The organism is Ruegeria sp. YTSA105, assembly GCF_059610225.1.
In genome coordinates, this window is sequence record NZ_JBXWNE010000004.1 from 143,415 (window position 1) to 166,297 (window position 22,883).

Sequence of the window (22,883 nt, forward strand, 5' to 3'; positions counted from 1 at the left end):
CTCATAAATCGGCGCGATGGTGACGACAGACGGTCAGGTCCTGCAACACTATCCGGTTCATCCGAGGATTATCCAGAATGATATCCAGCCAGACTTTGTCCATGCGGCGTTCATTCAGTGGTAAATGTGCAAGATCAAAATCCACGCTGTTTGAAGGACCAGTGGGATCAAGTTTGCGCAGAACCTGTTCGGCGTTTGGGCCGTGTCGAATATTGAGCCGCGCGAACAATTCCTGTGGGCGTTCGGCCTCAATATGGCAATCGACTCGGATCAGATGCTGCTGCGTCAGCCCTTGCACAGCCTCTTGTGGAAGCTCGATAGAGAGAGAGAGAAATGATCCCTCGAACCCGAAAACCTCGACCGCCAAGCTGAACGGTGACAGATCATGCTTGCGCGTGTTCCTGATCTGGCGCGTGCTGATTTCCTGGCGCGGACAGTCGTGAAACAGCGTTGCCTCATCGTTGATACGTGCCTTACGCGGGGCCGAGGCGACACCGGGGCGGGGCTGAGGATAGCGCCACAGCTCGGGCCTCCAGCTCCAGTCGGTGCCCAACGGTTTCGGGAAATGGGTTGATCCCGCCACAGGCCGTGTAAGGCGGCTGTTGGCCTGAAGGATCAGCGCATCCAGCTCGGATCGCAAGCGACGTGCATCATCACGCTGCAGCCGCAATTCAGAAAGCACAGCCTCGGGCGCTGCCCGGGCGTCCCGCTGCCAGCGCGTCAGTGCTTTGCGGTGAATATAGCGATCCAGTAGCTTGCCCATGATCCCAATCTATTGCTCCACACATCTTTTGTCGGATATCCACCCGAGGATAAAGCCGATTTGCATCATAGCGTCGGTAAATTACCGGAAATGTGAACACGCTTTTGGCTAGGCAGCAAAGTTGTGACCTGTTATGGAGGGCGCCGTTCTTGCAATCGACCCGGTCAGTGCGTACCGTCTGACACCTGATTGCAGTGGACCATCCGTTATAACCCTATAGCAATATTTCCGAGGCAAAGACGGGGCATGGAACCCACTCTATTCGCATTCATCTGGAAGCATTCCAAGAAACAGCAACTGGTATTGTTGCTGCTGACATTGTTTTCTTTTCCCTTCCTCTATGCATCACTGGAGCTGCCCAAGCAGATCATTAACGATGCGATTGGTGCACCAGGCAGCTCGGTAACTTTCTTAGGAGTTACGGTGACGCAGGTGCAGTATTTGTTGATTCTGTGTCTGGCCTTTCTGGCGACGGTCATCGCCAGCGGTCTGATGAAAATGCGGATCAACACGATGAAAGGTGTGTTGGCCGAACGCATGTTACGCCGACTGAGGTACACGCTGATCCACCGAACTCTGCGGTTCCCGAAATCCTATTTTGCCACCACCAGTCAGGGCGAGTTGGTGTCGATGATCACGTCCGAGGCTGAACCGATGGGCGGCCTGATGGGAGATGCGATCGCACAACCTGTATTCCAGTTTGGTCAGATGATGACCATTGTGACGTTTCTGTTCATGCAAAGCGTGTGGTTTGGTCTTGCAAGTATTGCGCTGATTCCGCTGCAGGCTTGGTTGATTCCAAAATTGCAGCGCCAGATCAACCTGTTGAACAAAGACCGAATCCAGGAAGTTAGGCGCTTGAGCTCAGAAATCGGCGAAAGCGCAGCCGGGATCAGTGATCTGCGCACCAACGGAGGCTGGCGGCACAGATTGGCCCAGTTCAGCCATCGTTTGGGAACTTTGTTCGAGATCCGATTCAAGATCTATAACAAAAAGTTCTTCATGAAGTTTCTCAACAATCTGATCACTCAGATGACCCCGTTCATGTTTTATTCGGTGGGCGGATACCTGGCGATCACGGGCGAGGTAACAGTGGGCGCGCTGGTGGCGGCCCTGGGAGCATATAAGGATCTTAGCGGACCTTGGAAGGATCTGCTGACCTATTACAATCAGGTTCAGGACATGTCGTTGCGGTGGGAAATCGTGACCGAACGCTTCGCACCCGACAACATGGTGCCCGAAGAGCTTTTCGAGGGCGAGCCTGATTCCATTCCGCATCTGACTGGCGAGATCAAGCTGCAGAATATTACCGTTCGGGATAACGATGGGAAAACTGTTCTCGAGGATATAGACCTCGTCATACCCAAAGGGGCCCGCGTGGCCATCAAATCCTCGAATGCGGCCGAAAGAGGGGCATTGGCTCAGCTGCTGACCCGCGAATTGCTGCCGGTTCAGGGCGACGTCACAATTGCCGGGCATGACATCCAATCCTTGCACCAATCCGTCATCGCGGCGCGGATCGGATATGCCTATTCTCGACCATATCTGTTTGATGGGTCGATTGGGGACAACTTGATGATGCCCCTGAAAACACGCCCTCAGCATGAAGCCGACGCCGCCAGGGCCCCTAGCCGCCGCCAGATCGAGGCCGCGCGAGCGGGGAACTCGGTGGATTCGCTGTCAGATGAATGGATTGATCCCGGTCTGGCCGGGCTCAATAACACTGACGACATCCAGGATTGGTGGTTCAAGCTGGTCGAGGCGATGGGAACGGATGAATTCATGTTCCGCCGCACCCTGCGCAGCCAGTTGAATCCGGATCAGCATCCCGAGTTTGTGCAAAATATCATCGACCTCCGTGGCCCCATCCGTGACAAGTTGGTGGAAAAAGATCTGGACCGCTTTGTCTACCGGTTCGATCCGGACAGGTTCAACCCAACTGTGCCTTTGGGCGGCAACCTTCTTTATGCAGCACCGTCGCAGGAAATCTCGCCGGACATTCTGGCCGGCGATAATCGGTTCATGCAGATGCTGCGTACACATGAGCTTGATGACGACGCGCTGAGTATCTCAAGCGCTGTTCTAGAAACGCTGAACCATGCTTTTGGGCGGGACGGAACCGACCATCCGCTGTTCCTGCGCCTGGGCTTGAGCAAGGATATGTTCCACCGGCTGCTGGCGATCGAAGACAAGCGCAAGGCAAAAGGAGTGGACGAGCTGTCGCAGCGCGAACACGCCTTTCTTCTGACTGTTCCGTTCCTGCTGACCGCCGAACAGATAGGCCCTGATTTCCCGGATGAATACAAACAGAAGATTCTGAAAATCCGCACTGAACAGGGCGAAAGGCTACGTGGAAGCCTGCAGGAGATATTTGTACCGGTCACACCGGACACATACATCGCGCGTATGACGGTTATGGAAAATGCGCTTTTCGGGCGGGTGTCTGTGACGGCGGGAGCTCATGCTGACGAGATAGAGGATGTGGTTGCCGAAGTGATCAATGCCGCAGGTCTGCGCAGACAGGCAGCGGCCATCGTCTATGATCTGTCCGCAGGGCTGGGTGGGAACAATCTGACAACCGTCTTTCAGGAACGAATTGCCTTCTCGCGCGCCGGGATTAAACGGCCGGATTTGCTAATCCTGGATAAAGCGTTGGCCAGCCATGACTCTGAGAGCCGTTTACGCACCCGGTTGAAACTGCGCGAACTGCTGCCCGATTCCATCATGATTTTCATGGAGGACAGTTTCGCCCATCCCGAGGCCTATGATCTGTTTGTTGAAATCAAGGATGGCCGCATTGACGGTGTCTCGAAAACGCAGCTCGAACAAGAATCCGGCACCACCGCTGACCTCAGCCGCAAGCTGAAGATTATCTCATCAACTCCGCTTTTTGCCAATATCGACGGTCGCAACCAGAGATTGCTGGCGTTTTCGGCGCAGTGGTATGATGCTGCCGCTGGTCAGGTCATTTTCTCTCGTGGGCAGGCGCCGGATGCGGCCTATCTGTGCATTTCGGGTCATGCGAAGCTTATGTGGCACGAAGAAGACGGTTCGACTCGGTCCATATCTGTCATTGAACCCGGGCGCCTGATCGGTGATCTGTCTGTTATCACCGGTGAGACCAGACAGTTGGATCTTGTGGCAGGCGAAAACTGTTCATTCCTGCGGATTGGTGCAGTGGAACTGCGCGCGGTGATCGAAAGCGATGCAAGCGTTGCGGTTCAGTTGCTTGAAACAGTTGCCGGATACCTGACAACCATTTCGGAAAAGATCAACGCCACCAAAGCATCGACCTTGTTCTTCGATGATGAGGACCAGACCGAAAGTTCCCACCAGAATGTCTGAAATCCGCGCGCCCTCTTACGCCCCGCATGAGCAACTGGTCGCCGACGCACGCGACAAACCACAGCTGTGGCGCCTGCTGGCCGGCCTGGCAACAATCGTGGTCGTTGCAACCGTCTTCAATCTGATCCTGTTTGCAGTCGTAACCGTGGCCGGACCGCAGGAATGGGCCAGCGGGTTGATGAACGGCTCGACCCCGATCTCGATGGTGATCCTGCTGTCAAGCTTTGGGTTTGTCACATTTGGTGTGTGGACCGCAGCGCGACAGTTTCAGAAGCGGTCCCTGGGTTCTATTTTAGGGACTCGGGGCAAAGCGGCCAGACAGTTCTGGCTTGTGCTGCGCGCCCTGATGGTGCTTGGCGTGGTTATCGTAACCGTGCCGCACGTCATTTTGGGCGCGCCGCTTGTTCAAAACCTGTCCTTTTCGGTTTGGCTGGTATTCCTGCCTCTGTCGCTATTGGCTGTGTTTGTCCAAATCAGTGCAGAGGAGCTGCTTTTCCGCGGATATATGCAGCAAAGCCTGGCGGCGCGATTTCGTTCTCCGATCATCTGGATGGGGGTACCGTCGCTTCTATTCGCAGTGGGGCACTATTCGCCCGATGCGGCGGGCGGCAATGCAGAGTTGCTGGTGCTGTGGACTGGTCTGTTTGGACTTTTGGCTGCGGATTTGACCGCGCGGGCGGGAACCCTGGGCCCGGCCATAGCGCTGCATTTTTTCAACAATGTCATAGCGCTCTTGTTTGTCTCGCTACCTGACACCCTCAGCGGTCTTGCCTTATTTGTACTGCCCTTTGATATGACCGATACTCTGACATTGCGGCAATGGTTATATGTGGATTTTGCCGTGATGATTGTCAGCTGGTTTATCGCGCGCCTTGCGCTCAGGCGCTGATTGCAATTCTTTCCGTAGCGTCTTATGTGACGTCAACGCCGTACTAGCAAGGTTCCGACATGAACTGGATCACAAACTACGTCCGTCCCCGGATTAATTCGATCTTCTCACGCCGGGAAGTCCCCGAAAACCTTTGGCACAAGTGTGACGAATGCGGCACGATGCTGTTCCACCGCGAATTGGCGGAAAACCAGAATGTCTGCACCCAATGTGATCATCATATGGCGATCACACCGCGCGACCGGTTCGGGCACCTGTTTGACGGTGGTATATTTACCGAGGTCGATGTTCCCGCTCCCAAAGATGATCCGCTACAGTTCCGGGACCAGAAGAGATACCCCGACCGGATGAAAGCAGCGCAGAAGAAAACTGGCGAGCAAGAGGCGATGCTGGTCGCCAAAGGTGATATCGGACGTACGCCGGTCGTGGCAGCAGCCCAGGATTTCTCGTTCATGGGCGGCTCGATGGGTATGTATGTCGGCAATGCCATCATTGCGGCGGCGCAAGAGGCAGTGAAGTTGAAACGCCCGCTGATCCTGTTCTCGGCAGCGGGTGGCGCTCGAATGCAGGAAGGCATCCTGAGCTTGATGCAGATGCCGCGAACCACCGTGGCGGTTGAGATGCTGAAAGAGGCAAAACTGCCCTATATCGTTGTACTCACCCATCCTACCACCGGAGGCGTGACCGCTTCTTATGCGATGCTGGGCGACGTCCATATCTCGGAACCCAATGCGCTAATCTGCTTTGCAGGCCCGCGCGTGATCGAACAGACCATTCGGGAAAAGCTGCCCGAAGGATTTCAGCGCGCAGAATACCTGCTGGACCACGGAATGCTGGACCGGGTAACGAAGCGTACCGAAATGCGTGACGAATTGATCACGATTACCCGCATGCTGATGAATCAGCCTCCTGCGGTCAAAGGTGATTTGCCCGCGCCCACCCCCGAAGCCCCAGAGAAAGACGCGGATCAGGAATGACTTCGCCATCGTCAGACGTCATCCTTGATCGGATGATGGCGCTGCATCCCAAGATCATTGACCTGACGCTGGATCGGGTGTGGCGTCTGCTTGCCGCACTGGAAAGCCCTCAGACCAAATTGCCTCCGGTCGTTCATATCGCAGGGACAAATGGCAAGGGGTCTACGCAGGCTATGATCCGCGCCGGTATGGAAGGGGCGGGGAAAACGGTTCACGCCTATACCTCTCCGCATCTTGCCCGGTTTCACGAGCGTATTCGGCTGGCAGGTGAGTTGATTTCGGAAGCCGAACTGACAAACGTCCTTGATGAGTGCTATGCCGCCAATGGTGGTGAGAACATCACCTATTTCGAGATTACGACCTGTGCGGCCCTGCTGGCCTTTGCCCGCAAACAGGCTGATTATACCTTGCTTGAGGTCGGCCTTGGCGGGCGCCTGGATGCAACAAACGTAGTGCACGAACCCGCCGTGACGGTTATCACGCCGGTTTCCATCGACCATGAACAGTTTCTAGGCGACACGTTGGGCAAGATCGCAGCCGAAAAAGCCGGGATCATCAAGCCGGGCGTCCATTGTATCGTCGGCCCACAGCAGGACGAAGCGCTTGAGGTCATCGAATATACAGCGGCCCGTCTGGGCGCCCCATTGCTGGTACACGGTCAGCACTGGCATGTGATCGAGGAAAACGGACGTCTTGTGTATCAGGACGAAATCGGGCTGCGGGATCTGCCGCTACCCAACCTGCTTGGCGCACATCAAATTCAGAATGCGGGTGCGGCAATAGCGGTATTGCGCCATCTCGAACTTGGTGATCAGGCCTATGAGGCCGCCGTTACCAAGGCCGAGTGGCCAGCACGGATGCAGCGTCTGAAATCCGGCCCGCTTGTTGAACAGGCCGCACAGGCCGAGCTGTGGCTGGATGGTGGGCACAATGCCGCCGCGGGAATTGCGCTTGCTGAAGTGCTGAGAAAATTACCGCAATCTCCGACACATTTGATCTGCGGAATGCTCAGCACCAAAGATGTCGCTGGCTATCTTGCACCGCTTGCCACGCAGGCTCAAAGCCTGACCGCAGTGTCGATACCGGGTGAGGCCGCAACGCTTAGCGCTGAAGATACGGCGCAGGCTGCTGACCAGGTTGGCTTGAAAGCCGACACAGCAGAGAGTGTATCCGCGGCCCTGCAGAAAATCACAGACCAAGACCCTCAGGCCCGTATCCTGATTTGCGGATCACTCTATTTGGCGGGCAACATCCTACGCGAAAACGGATAAGTCTTCACCTGGCTGAAATACCTTGGGGGAGGCGCGCAAAACGTGACGGGGCAGCGCCCCTATGCCCCCCAATCCTCGGCCTGCATCTCGCGCAGTCGCGAGGCAGTGCGTTCGAACTCGAACGTCCCTTCACCCTCGACATACAACATCTCGGGCTCTGCGGCCGCCGAACAGATCAGGCGAACCCGCGCCTCATACAAGGCGTCAATCAACGTCACAAAGCGCTTGGCCTCATTGAAATTATTCCGGGACAGGCGCGGGATGTCCTCCAGAACCAGGACTTTGACCGCCTCGGCAACGGCCAGATAATCTGCAGGGCCCAGCATCCGTCCGCACAGGTCATAAAAGCTTGCTCGGGCTATCCCGTTCCGAAAGGCCGGCAATTCGACAGCACGGCCATTTACCTGTAACACCAGCGGTTCCGCCGCACCGCCCGCGAGATCGTTCCAGACGGATCGGATATTCTGTCGAGCCTCGGGGCCGATCGGCGTGAAATAGACTGGCGCACCTTCAAGACGGTTCTGTCGGTAATCAGTGGGCGAGACCAGTTCCCATATCTGAAGCTGTTCCTTGATATGCGCGATGAATGGCAAAAAGAGCTGGCGGTTCAAGCCGTTCTTGTACAATTCATCCGGGTGCCGGTTGGATGTGGTGATGACCACGACCCCGCCAGCATGCAAAAGATCAAACAGCCGCCCGACGATCATCGCATCGGTGATATCGGTGATCTGCATCTCGTCAAATGCCAGCAGTTTTACGGATTTGACAACCGAGTCCGCGACCGGTGCAAGCGCATCCTCAACTCCGTCCTTACGAGCTTTATGCATTCCCGCGTGGATTTCCTGCATGAAAGCATGAAAATGGACGCGACGGGCAGGGATGTCGCCAAGCGCGTCGACAAACATATCCATCAACATCGACTTGCCACGACCAACTCCGCCCCAAAGATAAAGTCCCTGGGGCGGCGGGGGTGCCTTGCGAAAGAAACCACGCTTGACCGGGGTAGCCAAGGCCGCGCGAATGCGTTCGAAATGCGGAAGGACAGCCTCTTGCGCATCGTCCCGCGTCAAAGTGCCATCGGCGATGCGTGTCTCGTAAAGCGATATCAAATCTGACATATCCCGAGGGATACCTTCACCTCAGGGCGTTGAAAAGAAGGCATTTGGAAGATGCATCAATTTTGCTTATCCGCGGCGTCAAAACTCCTGAATTGACCACGGTACAAATTTGCGTACCGTCGCGGCTCTGCCATCCCGAGGATTCAATGCCCCAACACGCGCGCCTGCTAAACCCGATCTTGATCGTCGGCTGCATCATTATCGCAGTCAGTTTTGCAGTGCGGGCATCCTTTGGCGTATTCCAGATCCCCATTGCGACTGAATTCGGCTGGCTGCGCACCGATTTTTCGATGGCGATTGCCATCCAGAATCTCGCTTGGGGAATTGGACAACCCATTTTTGCCGCCATCGCCGAGAAGGTGGGGGATCGCCGTGCGATTGTGCTCGGGGCATTGACCTATGCATCGGGCATGGTGTTGTCGGCGTGGTCCGTTACCCCGTTCGAGCATCAGATGTACGCCTGGCTTGTGGGCTTTGGGATTGCCGGCACGGGGTTTGGTGTCGTGCTTGCCGTAGTTGGGCGGGCGTCCTCTGATCATAACCGCTCTATGTCTCTGGCCGTCGTGACAGCGGCAGGAAGCTTTGGCCAGGTTTTGGGTGCTCCAACGGCGGAATGGCTTTTGTCTTTTATGCCCTGGCAACAGGTTTTCATCGTGTTTGCCGTTGCCATCCTGGCACTGGTCATGACTCTGCCCTTCATGCGCGCGCCCCAAGCCGCGACCAAAGCCGAAATCGAAGAGAGCATGGGCCAGATTCTGGGTAAGGCCTTCCGGGACCCGTCTTATACCCTGATTTTCCTGGGATTTTTCAGCTGTGGTTATCAGCTTGGCTTTATCACAGCGCATTTTCCCGCTTTCGTTACCGAAATGTGCGGCCCGATTCAGCCGGGTGGAATACTGGATTCCATTGGTATAACGACAACTTCCGCCTTAGGGGCTGTGTCGATTTCATTGATCGGGTTGGCCAATATCGGAGGGACATTGCTGGCGGGGTGGGCCGGAATGCACTTTCCCAAGAAATACCTTCTGGCCTCTATTTATGCCGCCCGCACGCTTACAGCGGCGGCTTTCATTATCCTGCCGATCACGCCAATCACGGTCGTTGTATTCTCATTGGTCATGGGTTCGCTCTGGCTGGCAACGGTTCCGCTGACCTCGGGGCTTGTCGCACATTTGTACGGGTTGCGCTACATGGGTACGCTTTACGGCATCATCTTCTTCAGCCATCAGGTCGGCAGTTTTCTTGGCGTCTGGCTAGGCGGCCGCATGTATGATCAGTACGGAGATTACACCTTTGTCTGGTGGATCGGCGTGGCCATCGGCGCCTTCAGCGCCATCGTTCACCTGCCCATCCGCGAGAACCGCACACAACCCGTCGCGGCCTGATCTATCGCGCGTCTTCGCGGGTCAAAAGCCCCTCAGCCACCAACCGGTCGGCCCATCCTTGCGGGCCCTCAAAATGATGCGTTTGCCAGCCTCGCGCCTGCGCCGTTTCGATATTGTCGATCCGGTCGTCGGTGAACAACAACGCCTCAGGCGCCAGACCACAATCGGCTTCGACCATCTCGTAAATAGGGACATGCGGTTTCACGGTCTGCATGCGACCCGAAACATACAGCCGGTCAAACTCGTTGAGGAATGGATAGACCGTGGTTGCATACTCAAAATTCTGCACCCCGAAATTTGTGAGCGCAAAGACCGAGATGCCTTTGGCGCGCAGCGCACGTTGCAACCGTACCGAGTGGGGGATTTCGGGCGTGGCCAATTCGATCCATTTGTCGTGCCACATCCGGATTTCATCCCGCCATTGGGGATATTTATCAGCCCAGCCATAGATGGTGTCAGTGAAATGTTGCCCCTGATCAACAAGATCATTCATTCCATGCAGGTCAACCTCGGCAAACATGGCCCGGCGACGGTCTTCACCAATAACCGCGTCGTAGTACCGTTCTGGCTGCCATTCTATCAGGACATTCCCGATGTCGAAAACCACCGCTTCTATTGGCATGAATAATCCTTCTTAGAATCTCTGCTGGGGCTGACTGAATCAATCCTTGCTGCGCTTTTCAAGACAGGAACTGCAGCGTGCAGCGCTGCCCGGCCCAACCGGAGGGGACGCATCTCTGATGCGTCTGAGACGGGCGGGAAGGTCACGCCCTTAGTGCCGCCCGCAATTCCCGTTCCAACGCATCCAAAAACCGGGACCTATCGGCCTTGCCAAAAGGCTTGCCACCGCCGCCCGCGCCCAGAGGGTTTGCTGAACGCAGGTCTGCCATCAGGTCGCGCATCGCCAGTTGCTGACCAATATTGGCGGCGGTAAAGGCCTCGCCGTTGTGACGTAATACACGCGCACCTGCTTCAACACATTTTGCGGCTAAAGGAATGTCAGAGGTCACAACCACGTCCCCTGTACCACAACGCTCTGCGATCCATTTATCGGCCTCATCCGCACCTGCGGACACGATCACAACCTGTACCAGAGGATTGGCCGAAGGCCTCAGGCCACCGTTCGATACCAGAGCCATCGGAATCTTATGTCGGGTCGCTACACGCTCGGCCTCGGCCTTCACTGGACAGGCATCTGCGTCTATGTACAGGGTTGTCACGCTTTCTTTGCCTGTTTCTCGGCAGGCTTCTTCTTGACCTTGAACTCCTCAGGGATGGGCATCCGGTTAAACGCATCCAGACCAGCAATCTTATAGGCCTCGGCCAAGGTCGGGTAGTTGAATGTGTTTTGAACGAAATAATCCACTGTGCCTTTCAGGTTCAATACAGCCTGTGCGATATGGATCAGCTCAGTCGCGCCTTCGCCTACGATCTGCACACCAAGAACCCGGCGGGTTTTCAGCGAAAACAGCATCTTCAACATGCCATGTTCCAACCCCATGATATGCCCGCGAGAAGTTTCGCGGAATCGCGCGACGCCGACCTCGTAAGGGATATCGCGCTCCTGTAGCTCCTCTTCGGACATGCCGCAGGTGGATATCTCGGGCACCGAATAGATGCCGTAAGGGTACCAGGGGCTTTCCGGCAGGGTTGGGGTCTCCAACGCGTGACATGCCGCCACGCGCCCCTGCTGCAGCGAGGTTGATGCCAACGAGGGATGTCCGATTACATCTCCGGTCGCATAGATATGCGGTACCGCTGTCTGATAGGTCTTGCGATCGACCTCAATCCGGTTGCGGTGATCGGTTGTCAGCCCGACAGCATCCAGATTCAAGGCCGAGGTCGCGCCCATCCGCCCGGCAGCAAACAACAACATCTCGGCCCGGACATGCCGTCCATTCTCGAGCGTCACTTCTACGTGGCTACCTCCATCTTCGATCTTTTCAACGGCAGAGCCCAGCCGCAAATCCACACCGTTTTCGCGGATTTGGTGGGTAAAGTCGTGGATCAGCCGGCTGTCGATGAAATCCAGAAACGTCTCGCGGGGTTCAATCAGGGTGACACGTACATCAAGCGCGGAAAACATCGTGGCATATTCAACACCGATTACACCGGCCCCGATCACGCATAGCGAGCGCGGTATCTCGGCCATCTCCAGAAAATCATCGCCATCGACGATGGTCTTCCCGTTGAAGGGCACATAATCGGGACGATAGGTCTTGGTTCCGGTGGCTATCAGGAACTTTGCGGCGGACAGACGTGTGGTTTCGCCTGCGTCGGTTGCAACCTCAATCTCGTGGGGACCGACAAATCTTGCCAGACCATTTAAGGTTTCCACGTGGTTCCGGTTGAACTGATGTTCCAGCACGTCGACCTCATGGTCCAGCGTCATGTGCAACCGAGCCTTGAGGTCTTCGGCCCGGATCTGATCCTTTACCCGGTACGAGCGCCCGTAAAAGCTGCGCTCGCGCCAGCCAGACAGGTTCAGCACTGTCTCGCGGAGGGTTTTTGACGGGATGGTCCCGGTATGGACCGAGACCCCACCCAACCGATCCTTGCGGTCGATAACCAGCACCCGGCGTTTCAACTTGCCTGCCTGAATCGCCGCCGAACGACCGGAAGGGCCGGACCCGACAATGATCAGGTCATAGTCGTATTTGCTCATGCCTCAGTCTCCATACAGTGCTTCGGCGTGGAAAGTGATGTGGTCTTCCATGAAGGTCGACACAAAGAAGTAAGAATGGTCATAGCCGGGCTGCAGACGGAAAACTGCCTGTTGGCGACGTTCGGCTATCGCCTGGGCCAGCGCCTCGGGGCGCAACAGGTCGATGAACTGGTCATTGTCGCCGGTGTCGATCAGGACAGGGCCGTCGAAACCGGTGTTCTTCATCATCAGCGATGCGTCGTGCTTGGCCCATTGGGCCGCGTCATCGCCCAGATATGCCTTCAGTTGTTTGCGGCCCCAATCGGCGCTTGTTGGGTTTGAAATCGGTGCAAATGCCGAAACCGATCGGAACCGACCCGGTAGGTTCATTGCCAATGTCAGGGCGCCATGGCCGCCCATGGAATGGCCGGTAATGGCCTGGCGGTCTGCGTCGATTGCAAAGGTTTCAACCAGCAGAGCGGGCAATTCCTCGGCCACATAGTCCCACATGTTGAAGTGCGGTGCCCAGGGTGATTGCGTGGCATTCACATAAAACCCCGCGCCCTGGCCCAGATCGTAGTCCTCGTGATCGGCGACGCCTTCGCCGCGCGGGGACGTGTCAGGGAAAACAAGGGCGATTCCCTGTTCCGCGGCCCAGGCCTGCGCTCCGGCCTTGGTCATGGCGTTTTCATGGGTGCAGGTCAGGCCCGACAGATACCATAGAACCGGAACCGGGCCGTCCTTTGCCTCGGCGGGCAGGAACAGTCCAATAGTCATGTCGCATTGGCAGGCTGCCGAGGCGTGGCGGTAGACGCCCTGGACGCCTCCGAAACAAGCGTTTTCCGAAAGGGTTTCCATTTGGTTCCGTCCTTACCTTAGGTTCGCGCCATGGCTATCGTTACTCGGTCCGTGCGTAAAGTCTGTGTTCCTGCGGCCAGCGAGTATTTTTACCTATCTGTGGCTTAGAATGTTCCGGCTATGGCAATCACCAGTGGCAGTGTCAGGATGCTGACCACGGTAGACAAGAGAATTGCGGCCGAAGCCCGATGGGGTGCGACCCCGTAATAGGCCGCCAGCATATAGACATTCCCAGCGACCGGCAGTGCTGCCGCTGCAATGGCAACCGAAGCCGAGAAGCTTTCCGCCGGGATCAGCCAGATTACGAAGACAGCAACGCAGAGCGGATGAATGATCAGCTTGCAAAAACTCAGCCAGGCAGCGATCTGAACACGCTCGGCGGATTTGCTGGCGAGCGATGCCCCTATCGCAAACAAGGCTCCCGGAGTGGCTGCCCCGCCCAGGATTGTCAGAAAATCGTTCAGTGGAACGGGCACGGGAATTTGGAAGGCTGACCACAAAAGCCCCGCTGAAATAGATACGATCATCGGGTTTTTGAGCAAACCGAGGCCAATCAACCTAAATGTTGCCGGCGTCAGCCGCCCATCGCGTCCGGCATTGATCAAAATCACGATCAGCGAGGAAAACACCACAAGGTCGACAGTCAATACCAGCATGACCGGGCCGATTGCTGCTTCGGTGAACAAAAGCGCAAGCATCGGCAGCCCCAGAAAGCCCACATTGCCGATCGCAGCGCATTGGGCCTCGACGGCCGAGGTTGGTATGTCAAGGCCGCGCATCCACGCGATCAGACTGGCCAGAGCATAAACCGTAAGCGTTCCCAGCAGATAGCCCGCGACCAATCTGCCGTCGAATATCTCGGCAAAGGGCAGGGTGGCGGCAAAGCGGAACAACATTGCCGAAAGCGCGAAATAGAACACGAATTTCGTCAGATAGGCCGTGGCTTCTTCCGAAAAGAACCGACTGCGCCCAGCCCAATACCCCAGGCCGATAATCGCAAAGAACGGCAGCGTACGCAGAAAAATATCAGCCATGGCCAGAGTGTTAGCACGGTTTTCTCTGGCGGCAACCCCTGGCCAATCAGGCCCCGCCGAACGACCTTCGCGGACTGACCTAACGGAAAAATTACCATAATCCCGCCTGCCCATGGCCGAAATCCTATGCGAATCGTTGTATCTGAACTGATCAGTTTATAGATTCGACGAATTCACCCCTGAAGGAGAGCGCATGTCCGAAGCAACTGCCATTTTGCGAACAGGCCGAAAATTTGATCAGGTCCTGCAAGGAGCCCGATCAGTGTTCATGGCAGATGGTTTCGAAGGAGCTAGTGTAGATGACATTGCGCGCGCGGCGGGTGTTTCCAAGGCGACTCTGTACAGCTATTTCCCGGATAAGCGTCTTCTTTTCATGGAGGTCGCTCAGAACGAATGCTGCCGTATGGCCGAGAATGTCGTTTCGATGGTTGACGATACAAAACCTGCACGCGAGGTGCTGACCATCGCTGCGACCCAGCTGGCCGCATTTCTGGTGTCGGATTTTGCGCAGCAGGTGTTCCGCATCTGCGTGGCCGAGCAAGATCGGTTCCCCGAACTTGGCCGCGCCTTCTATGAGGCGGGGCCGCAAAATGGCACCCGGCAACTTGCAGAATATCTGCAAAAAGCGGTGAATAAAGGCGAATTGGTTATCGAGGACCTTCAATTTGCCGCTGAACAGTTTTCGGAATTGTGCAAGGTCCGCCTTTGGCCCCGATCCACATTCGGCATTCAAAGCAGCTTTTCAGAGGCTGAGATTGAAGAGGTCGCGCTGCAGGCTGTCGACATGTTCATGGCCCGTTACGGCGCCTGACATTTGGGTCGGATCGACTCGATTCAAGATATGGATGTGGAGGTCGATCCCTGAAGCCCGCGGCATTTAGGATTGATGGCATTCAAGAGTTCGGACGCTCCTGCCCGGTGGCTTCGCCACTGCTTGGCTCTAATCGCCAAAGAACCGAAATCAGTTAGAAAACAGGCCCGACCAGGCAAATCATAACGCTGTACCTGCCCTCTTTTTTACTTCCTGATCGCTGGGCGGTGAACTCAGTTGACAATGGATTTTGTATTTTGGATACATTGGGCAGGGATTTCGCGGCGGTGACAGTCATCAAAGATTGTTCTGACTAGAAATTAGAACAACGCGAAAATCTGAAGAAAAAACATTTCTGGGAGAAACTCATGAAACTTAGATTGATGGCCGCAACTGCAGCGATTGCGTTGTCCAGTGCTGCGGCCCAAGCAAATACTTTGGTATATTGCTCGGAAGGATCACCCGAAGGCTTTGACCCGGCGCTATTTACCGCAGGGACAACCTTTGATGCCTCGTCACACCCGATTTACAACCGTCTGCTCGAGTTTGAGACCGGTACTACCAATGTTATCCCCGGTCTGGCGGAAAGCGTTGAGGCCAGCGATGATGGTCTGGAATATACCTTCAAATTGCGTCAGGGCGTCAAATTCCATTCGAATGACGAATTCACGCCAACGCGTGATTTCAATGCTGATGACGTGATCTTCTCGTTCATGCGCCAGAAGGATGAAGGCCATGCCTATAATCAGGTATCTGGTGGTACCTGGGAATATTTCCAGGGCATGGGTATGCCGGACCTGGTCGAGTCGATTGAAAAAGTCGACGACTACACAGTGAAGTTCACCCTGTCCAAGCCTGAAGCGCCTTTTGTGGCCAACATGGCGATGGACTTTGCCTCGATCCTGTCTGCGGAATATGCGGATGCGATGATGGCCGCGGGTACGCCTGAGAAGCTGAACACAGCACCGATCGGGACTGGTCCGTTCTCGTTTGTAGCCTATCAGAAAGACGCGGTGATCCGCTATGCGCAGAATGCCGACTACTGGAAGGCCCCTGCGGATGTGGAGAACCTGATCTTCGCGATCACGCCGGATGCATCGGTTCGCTATCAAAAGCTGAAAGCAGGCGAATGTCATATCATGCCTTATCCGAACCCGGCCGACATTCAGGCGATGCAGGACGATGCGGATATCAACATGTTGGAGCAGGAAGGCCTGAACGTCGGCTACCTCGCCTACAACACCACCATGGCACCGTTCGACAATCCGAAGGTCCGCAAGGCGCTGAACATGGCGATCGACAAGAATGCGATCATCGACGTCGTGTTCCAGGGCTCGGGCCAAGTTGCCAAGAACCCGATCCCGCCAACCATGTGGGGCTATAACGACGCCATCACCGATGACGCGTATGATCCCGAAGCGGCCAAGGCGATGCTGGAAGCCGAAGGCGTATCCGACCTGTCGATGAAGGTTTGGGCGATGCCGGTACAGCGTCCCTATAACCCGAATGCACGCCGTATGGCCGAGCTGATCCAAGCGGATTTTGCCAAGGTTGGTGTCGACGTCGAAATCGTGTCCTATGAATGGGGTGAATACCTGTCGCGTTCGAAAGATCTGGACCGTGACGGAGCCGTTCTGCTGGGTTGGACCGGTGACAATGGCGATCCAGACAACTTCCTGGCGGTTCTGCTGGGTTGTGACGGACGCGAAGCCTCGAACCGGGCGCAGTGGTGCCACGAACCCTTCGAAGAGCTGATCCTCAAGGCCAAGCAGTCCACTGATCAGGCCGAACGCACCAAGCTGTACGAAGACGCTCAGGTGGTCTTCAAAGAGCAGGCGCCTTGGGCAACGATCGCACACTCGGTGGTCTTTATGCCGATGCGCAACGAAGTGCAGGGCTATAAAGTGCACCCGCTGGGCGGCCACATCTTCTACGGTGTGAGCGTCGAATAATTCATCACTTACCGACCGGAGCCGCCCGCGTGGCGGCTCCGGTTTCTTATTGGAGGTCGGCCCTGATGCCGAATTTGTCCGAGTACCGTCAACTGGCAAAGGACATGTCAGTTGATGCCGTGGCCCTTGTGCCCGGCCCGAATTTTACCCGCGCATTGGGAAAACCTTTCATGAGCCACGAACGGCCCTTTGTGGTCGTGGTCCCCGGCGAAGGTTCTCCTGCGGCCATCGTTCCCAACCTTGAGCTCGGCAGTTGGGACCTGGTTGGATTTGAAGGCGCCGTTTTCGACTGGTTCGACCAGACCGGGTATGATGACGCCTTTGCAGCCCTCGCCAAGCATATGCCACTGACATCGCTGGCTGTGGAAGGGCAGGTGATGCGAGTCTTTGTGTCGAAGGCGTTTACCAACGCGTTACCGGACCTGCGGATTGTCGATGCCGAGCGTGAAATTTCTGGCTTGCGCACTATCAAGACAGAAGACGATATCGCAGCGCTTCAAGCCGCGATCGACATCTCTGAACGCGCGTTAGAGCGCGTGATTGCGGATGTGCGCGTCGGTCAGACCGAATTGCAGATTGAACAGGCCTTGATTCAGGCGCTGTTTGCGGAAGGCGCCGCCTCGCTGGCATTTTCGCCGATTGTTGCCGCCGGGGATAACTCGGCGCGGCCCCATGGTAAGGCGCGGGCGGATTACCAGATCAAACCGGGCGATGCGCTTTTGTTTGATTTCGGAGCCCGCAAACATGGCTTTGCCGCCGACATCACCCGCACGTTCTTTGTCGAAGAGGTCTCGGACGAGGGCAGGGCGGTCTATGACACCGTTCTGCGCGCCAATCTGGCAGGATTCAAAGCCTGCCGTCCCGGTGTCACGGCGCATGATATCGACGATGCCGTGATCGGCGTTCTCGAAGCGTCACCCTATGCCGATCGAATCCGCACCAAAACGGGCCACGGTCTGGGCCGCGACGTTCACGAAGCGCCGTATATCATGCGTGGAAACGACCAGGAAATCCTGCCGGGCATGGTTTGGACAAACGAGCCTGGCCTTTACGCGCTGGACAATTTCGGCGTGCGCATAGAAGATGACGTGCTTGTTACAGGGGATGGCTGTCGGTCGCTGACCCACTTTCCCAAAGATCTCACAATCATAGGTCGCTGATGTTTGGCTACTTTCTTTCTCGTCTCGGTATGTTCATTCCGACGTTCCTGGGTGTAACGCTTATCTCCTTCATGTTCATTCGGGTTTTGCCCGGTGATCCGATCATCGTCATGGCCGGTGAACGCGGAATGTCCGAGGAACGCTATCAGGAAATGGTGGTCAAACTGGGCTTCGACAAGCCGGTACTCCAACAATATTGGGACTATCTGACCGGCGTTATGCAGGGCGATCTGGGCGAAAGCTTTGTCACCAAGAAACCGGTCTGGGACGAGTTTTTTGCCCTGTTCCCAGCGACGCTGGAGTTGTCAATCTGCGCGATGATCTTCGCGGTGGCCCTTGGGTTGCCCGCCGGTGTCATTGCCGCAGTCAACCGGGGCAAATTCTTTGATCGGGCGCTGATGTCATCTGCGCTGGTGGGATATTCGATGCCTATCTTCTGGTGGGCGCTGCTGCTGATCATCGTGTTCTCGGGCAATTTGGGCTGGACACCTGTTTCGGGTCGGATCGACCTTCTGTATTACTTCCCCAGCGTGACCGGCTTTATGCTGATCGACAGTCTCTTGTCGGGGCAACCCGGGGCATTCACGTCGGCTGTTCGGCATTTGATTCTGCCAACGATTGTTCTGGGGACGATCCCGCTGGCTGTCATTGCGCGTCAGACGCGCTCGGCGATGCTTGAGGTTCTGGGCGAGGACTACATTCGTACCGCGCGGGCAAAAGGCCTGTCACCCACTCGGATCAACGGGCTGCATGCTCTGCGTAATGCGTTGATCCCCGTGATTACGGTGATCGGCCTGTCGGTTGGAACTTTGCTGGCTGGTGCAATTCTGACCGAGACGATCTTTAGCTGGCCGGGCATAGGCAAGTGGATGGTCGACAGCATCTTCCGGCGCGATTACCCGGTGGTGCAGGGCGGTCTTCTGATGATCGCCGTGATCGTGATGCTGGTGAACCTACTGGTCGATGTCCTTTATGGCATCATCAATCCAAAAATCCGGAGGCGGTGATGGCTGAACTATCCGCAAATGCACCCAAAACCGAAGACCGCCCAAGCGCCTTGCGCGAATTCTGGTTTTATTTCAGTGAAAACCGCGGCGCGGTGATTGGCCTGTGGGTATTCGCTGCCTTTGTCTTTTGTGCTGCCTTCGCACCTTTGCTGGCCCCCTACGATCCAACCGAACAGTTCCGCGAGCATATCCTGCAGCCTCCGGCGTGGCAGGAAGGCGGCAGTTGGGCCTTCCCGCTGGGGACTGATCCACTCGGCCGGGATATGCTTTCGCGGCTGATTATGGGATCTCGCTATTCCTTCTTTGTCGGGATCGTCGTGGTTTGTGTGGCCGTGTCAGGCGGTGTGGTTCTTGGCCTGCTATCCGGGTTTGCACCCAAATGGGTCGATACGATGATCATGCGCGTGATGGATATTATCTTGTCCTTTCCGTCGCTGCTGCTGGCACTGGTTCTGGTCGCCATTCTGGGCCCGTCTCTGACCAATGCAATGATCGCCATCGCCATTGTGTTTCAACCACATTACGTGCGCCTCACCCGCGCCTCGGTTCTGGCCGAACGGCAAAAGGATTATGTGACCTCGGCTCGTGTGGCCGGTGCAAGCAAGGCACGCCTGATGTTCAAAACCGTGCTGCCGAACTGTCTGGCGCCGATCATTGTCCAGGCGGCGCTGTCCTTCTCGACCGCGATTCTGGATGCTGCGGCACTTGGCTTTCTGGGCATGGGGGCGCAGCCGCCCACGCCGGAATGGGGTACGATGCTGGCCGAAGCGCGCGAATTCATTCTGCGCGCGTGGTGGGTGGTAACTTTCCCGGGCCTGGCCATTCTGGTCACGGTGCTGGCAATCAACCTGATGGGCGACGGTCTGCGCGACGCGCTGGACCCCAAGCTGAAACGGAGCTGACGACATGAGCCTGTTGGAAATCCGAAATCTTTCGGTCGAGTTTGCTACTGCGTCGGGTGAGTTCCGCGCTGTGGATGGCGTTGATCTGTCTGTCAACAAGGGCGAGTTGATGGCCATTGTCGGGGAAAGCGGCTCGGGGAAATCCGTTTCAATGCTGGCGCTGATGGGGTTGCTGCCATGGACGGCGACGATCACGGCAGATGAAATGAGCTTTGAGGGTCGCGACCTGACCAAAATCTCGGCACGGGATCGGCGCAAGATCATCGGCAAAGATATTGCCATGATCTTTCAAGAGCCGATGTCTTCGCTAAACCCCTGTTTCACGGTCGGTTTCCAGATCAAGGAAGCACTGCGTATCCATTTGGGACTAAACCGCAAAGACCGTCATCAGCGCGCGATTGAGCTGTTTGACCTGGTGGGTATCCCGGCACCCGAGAGCCGCCTGAATACGTTTCCTCACCAGATGTCGGGCGGCATGAATCAGCGGGTCATGATCGCGATGGCGATTGCCTGCACCCCGAAACTTCTGATCGCGGACGAACCCACTACCGCGCTTGATGTAACGATTCAGGCGCAGATTCTGGATCTGTTGGTCCGATTGCGCGATGAGCAGGGGATGGGCCTTGTTCTGATTACCCATGACATGGGTGTTGTGGCAGAAACCGCCGAGCGGGTTCAGGTCCAATATGCCGGTCAAAAGGTCGAGGAACAGCCGGTACGCGATCTGTTCCGCACACCGCGCCATCCTTATACCTCAGCTTTGCTGAACGCTTTGCCTGAACGGGCAACTTCGAAATTGCTGCCGACGATTCCAGGTGTTGTTCCTGGTCAATTTGACCGTCCCAAAGGTTGCTTGTTCAGCCCGCGATGCCAATTCGCCGATGACTTGTGCCGGAACACACCACCCGCTCCGCATGGAGCAGATTTCGGCAAGGCCCGCTGTCACCACGTCAAGGAAATCACCGCTGGAGAATTGGCATGACCGCCCCGATCGTTCAGGCAAACGCGTTGGCCCGGCACTATGAGGTCAAAGGGGGATTGCTGTCGAAATCGGCAACGGTCAAAGCCCTTTCCGGTGTGGATTTTGCCCTAGAGCCTGGCAAGACGCTGGCCATTGTAGGAGAGTCCGGGTGCGGTAAATCCACCCTCGCTCGCGTCGTAACGATGATTGAAGAGCCCACTTCGGGAACACTGACCATCGACGGCGTCGAAATCACCCCGTCAAAATGGGCTGAGATGCGCGAAAACGTGCAGATCGTGTTTCAGGATCCCTATGGTTCGCTTAATCCGCGACAACGGATCGGTCAGATCCTTCAGGAACCTCTGATCATCAACCGGCCCGATATGACCGCTGCGGAACGGGAAACTCGCGCACGCGAAATGATTGATCTTGTCGGTCTGCGCCCCGAGCATTATGATCGCTACCCCCACATGTTTTCGGGTGGCCAACGGCAGCGGATTGCGATTGCCCGAGCCCTGATGCTGAACCCCAAGGTTCTGGTTTTGGATGAGCCGGTATCGGCGCTGGATGTTTCGATCCAGTCACAAATCCTGAACCTGCTGGTTGAACTGCAAGAGCGTCTGAACCTGGCCTACCTGTTCATCTCGCATGACCTGTCTGTGGTGAAGCATTTCGCTGATGACGTAATCGTCATGTATCTGGGACGCGCAGTCGAGAAAGCTCCGAAAGAACAGTTGTTCGCGGCGCCCCGGCATCCTTACTCCAAAGCGTTGTTGTCGACGACACCGCGTGCCGACCCCGAGGCGCGTAAGGAACGGATCAAGCTGGAAGGTGAGTTGCCCTCACCGATGAATATCCCCAAGGGATGTGCCTTTGCTCAGCGATGCTGGCTGGCAACTGACGAATGCCGTGCGGCACCACCCGATCTGCAAGGAACAACCCATCAGGCTGCATGCCTGCATCCGCTGGGTTAGGTTAGCTCTCGGAACTGCGCGTTGCGGTGACCATCGCAAGCAAATGGTCTTTTGTACGCCCAATATGTTGGGTCAACAGCGCGCAGGCTTCCTCAACTTGCCCATTCTCGGCCAGCGTCAGCAGTTGGCGATGGTCCTTTTTCGCGGGCTCGCGTTGTTCCATAACGCTCAGGTGCATACGGACATAGCGATCGGACTGTAGATTGATCCGTTGTAGTATATCATTGGTGATCCCACGGTCTGCTGCAGCGTAAAGCGCATTGTGGTATTCGTAGTTCAAACCACCCCACCGCCCGACATCATAGGCTTCGTAGGACGTTTCCATTTCGTCCAGAAACCTTTCGCATTCGGCAAAATTTGCTTCGGTCATCTGTGGAATTGCACGCCTGAACAGGTCGACCTCCAACATTATCCGCAGGTCAAATATCTCACCGATTTCTGACAGCGAATGTCTTGTCACCGCAGCGCCGCGATTGTTGGTCAGTTGCACAAGACCCTCTGCATCAAGCCGTTTTAACGCTTCTCGTATGGGCATGCGTGACACGTCATAGTCTTCTGCCAGGGCTTCTTGACGGATGGCTTCACCTTCTGCCATCTCACCGCTTAGAATCCGCTCGCGCAGGTCATTTGTGATGACATCGGGCAAACTTTGCCTGGGAATTGCGCGGGTTCTTGGCATTGTTACAGTCTCTGCTGGTGTAATTTTGTATCCAAAATACAAAATAGACACCGATTTTCCAAGAGCCTTGCATTCACTAATGAATATAAAGTGTTGATTGATTTCAAGCCGCCTCGGCTGCCACAGTAAAAATGGTCACGTTCTATAAGGATT

Annotated in this window: 20 protein-coding genes; 12 read left to right on the forward strand and 8 right to left on the reverse strand. The window is 56.0% G+C overall.

Annotation, left to right across the window (positions count from 1 at the left end; genetic code table 11):
* Position 1: 1 nt before the first annotated feature.
* On the reverse strand, positions 2-763 hold the full coding sequence (locus AC2FH2_RS07490) for a DUF6478 family protein (protein ID WP_271948884.1): 762 nt from the start codon (positions 761-763) through the stop codon (positions 2-4).
* Between the two features lie 246 nt (positions 764-1,009).
* Here AC2FH2_RS07490 and AC2FH2_RS07495 point away from each other — a divergent pair, with 246 nt between their 5' ends.
* Genes AC2FH2_RS07495 through AC2FH2_RS07510 form a run of 4 tightly spaced genes read left to right on the forward strand, consistent with a single transcriptional unit; the run spans position 1,010 to position 7,245 of the window.
* Positions 1,010-4,108 carry an ABC transporter transmembrane domain-containing protein gene (locus AC2FH2_RS07495; RefSeq protein ID WP_496823246.1) on the forward strand — a complete coding sequence of 1,033 codons (3,099 nt, stop codon included), beginning with the start codon at positions 1,010-1,012 and terminating at the stop codon, positions 4,106-4,108.
* A complete protein-coding gene (locus AC2FH2_RS07500; protein WP_496693760.1) occupies positions 4,101-4,997 on the forward strand; it encodes a CPBP family intramembrane glutamic endopeptidase in 897 nt (298 codons plus the stop codon). Before AC2FH2_RS07495 ends, AC2FH2_RS07500 begins: the two co-directional genes overlap by 8 nt.
* Positions 4,998-5,056: 59 nt before the next feature.
* A complete protein-coding gene (accD, locus tag AC2FH2_RS07505; RefSeq protein ID WP_496689318.1) occupies positions 5,057-5,974 on the forward strand; it encodes an acetyl-CoA carboxylase, carboxyltransferase subunit beta in 918 nt (305 codons plus the stop codon).
* Positions 5,971-7,245: a bifunctional folylpolyglutamate synthase/dihydrofolate synthase gene (locus tag AC2FH2_RS07510; RefSeq protein ID WP_496823247.1), complete on the forward strand. Its 1,275-nt coding sequence runs from the start codon at positions 5,971-5,973 to the stop codon at positions 7,243-7,245. The genes accD and AC2FH2_RS07510 overlap by 4 nt, the downstream gene beginning before the upstream one ends.
* A 59-nt stretch (positions 7,246-7,304) precedes the next feature.
* Here AC2FH2_RS07510 and zapE read toward each other — a convergent pair whose 3' ends face one another.
* Complete coding sequence (gene zapE, locus AC2FH2_RS07515; RefSeq protein ID WP_142636336.1) at positions 7,305-8,363, reverse strand: cell division protein ZapE; 1,059 nt, start codon at positions 8,361-8,363, stop codon at positions 7,305-7,307.
* A gap of 146 nt (positions 8,364-8,509) precedes the next feature.
* Here zapE and AC2FH2_RS07520 point away from each other — a divergent pair, with 146 nt between their 5' ends.
* Entirely contained in the window at positions 8,510-9,748 is a 1,239-nt protein-coding gene (locus AC2FH2_RS07520; RefSeq protein ID WP_496823248.1) for an MFS transporter, read from the forward strand.
* A 1-nt stretch (position 9,749) separates the two neighbouring features.
* Here AC2FH2_RS07520 and AC2FH2_RS07525 read toward each other — a convergent pair whose 3' ends face one another.
* From AC2FH2_RS07525 to AC2FH2_RS07545, 5 genes are all read right to left on the reverse strand, one after another.
* Entirely contained in the window at positions 9,750-10,370 is a 621-nt protein-coding gene (locus AC2FH2_RS07525; RefSeq protein WP_282021765.1) for an HAD family hydrolase, read from the reverse strand.
* A 142-nt stretch (positions 10,371-10,512) separates the two neighbouring features.
* Positions 10,513-10,968 carry a YaiI/YqxD family protein gene (locus AC2FH2_RS07530; RefSeq protein ID WP_281972917.1) on the reverse strand — a complete coding sequence of 152 codons (456 nt, stop codon included), beginning with the start codon at positions 10,966-10,968 and terminating at the stop codon, positions 10,513-10,515.
* Positions 10,965-12,413, reverse strand: coding sequence for a Si-specific NAD(P)(+) transhydrogenase (sthA, locus tag AC2FH2_RS07535; RefSeq protein ID WP_142636327.1), 1,449 nt, complete (start codon positions 12,411-12,413; stop codon positions 10,965-10,967). Before sthA ends, AC2FH2_RS07530 begins: the two co-directional genes overlap by 4 nt.
* A gap of 3 nt (positions 12,414-12,416) precedes the next feature.
* The gene (fghA, locus tag AC2FH2_RS07540) at positions 12,417-13,250 is read right to left on the reverse strand and encodes an S-formylglutathione hydrolase (protein WP_496823249.1); all 834 of its coding nucleotides are present in this window, start codon (positions 13,248-13,250) and stop codon (positions 12,417-12,419) included.
* A 104-nt stretch (positions 13,251-13,354) separates the two neighbouring features.
* Positions 13,355-14,284 (reverse strand): AEC family transporter, encoded by a 930-nt coding sequence (locus AC2FH2_RS07545; RefSeq protein ID WP_142636323.1) that lies wholly within the window; start codon positions 14,282-14,284, stop codon positions 13,355-13,357.
* A gap of 193 nt (positions 14,285-14,477) precedes the next feature.
* On the opposite strand from AC2FH2_RS07545, the gene AC2FH2_RS07550 reads away from it, so the two are divergent.
* The 7 genes from AC2FH2_RS07550 (at position 14,478) to AC2FH2_RS07580 (ending at position 22,051) form a co-directional block, all read left to right on the forward strand.
* Positions 14,478-15,095, forward strand: coding sequence for a TetR/AcrR family transcriptional regulator (locus AC2FH2_RS07550; RefSeq protein WP_142636321.1), 618 nt, complete (start codon positions 14,478-14,480; stop codon positions 15,093-15,095).
* A 368-nt stretch (positions 15,096-15,463) separates the two neighbouring features.
* Positions 15,464-17,047, forward strand: a complete 1,584-nt coding sequence (locus tag AC2FH2_RS07555; RefSeq protein ID WP_142636319.1) for an ABC transporter substrate-binding protein — start codon at positions 15,464-15,466, stop codon at positions 17,045-17,047.
* Positions 17,048-17,112: 65 nt separating this feature from the next.
* A complete protein-coding gene (locus tag AC2FH2_RS07560) occupies positions 17,113-18,207 on the forward strand; it encodes a M24 family metallopeptidase (RefSeq protein ID WP_496823250.1) in 1,095 nt (364 codons plus the stop codon).
* Positions 18,207-19,214, forward strand: a complete 1,008-nt coding sequence (locus AC2FH2_RS07565; protein ID WP_142636316.1) for an ABC transporter permease subunit — start codon at positions 18,207-18,209, stop codon at positions 19,212-19,214. The genes AC2FH2_RS07560 and AC2FH2_RS07565 overlap by 1 nt, the downstream gene beginning before the upstream one ends.
* Entirely contained in the window at positions 19,214-20,116 is a 903-nt protein-coding gene (locus AC2FH2_RS07570) for an ABC transporter permease subunit (RefSeq protein WP_185956667.1), read from the forward strand. The genes AC2FH2_RS07565 and AC2FH2_RS07570 overlap by 1 nt, the downstream gene beginning before the upstream one ends.
* Positions 20,117-20,120: 4 nt before the next feature.
* Positions 20,121-21,098 (forward strand): ABC transporter ATP-binding protein, encoded by a 978-nt coding sequence (locus tag AC2FH2_RS07575; RefSeq protein ID WP_142636312.1) that lies wholly within the window; start codon positions 20,121-20,123, stop codon positions 21,096-21,098.
* Positions 21,095-22,051: an ABC transporter ATP-binding protein gene (locus AC2FH2_RS07580; RefSeq protein WP_496691600.1), complete on the forward strand. Its 957-nt coding sequence runs from the start codon at positions 21,095-21,097 to the stop codon at positions 22,049-22,051. Before AC2FH2_RS07575 ends, AC2FH2_RS07580 begins: the two co-directional genes overlap by 4 nt.
* A 1-nt stretch (position 22,052) precedes the next feature.
* Here the strand turns inward: AC2FH2_RS07580 and AC2FH2_RS07585 are convergent, their stop codons facing one another.
* A complete protein-coding gene (locus tag AC2FH2_RS07585; RefSeq protein ID WP_142636309.1) occupies positions 22,053-22,730 on the reverse strand; it encodes a GntR family transcriptional regulator in 678 nt (225 codons plus the stop codon).
* Positions 22,731-22,883 lie beyond the last annotated feature (153 nt).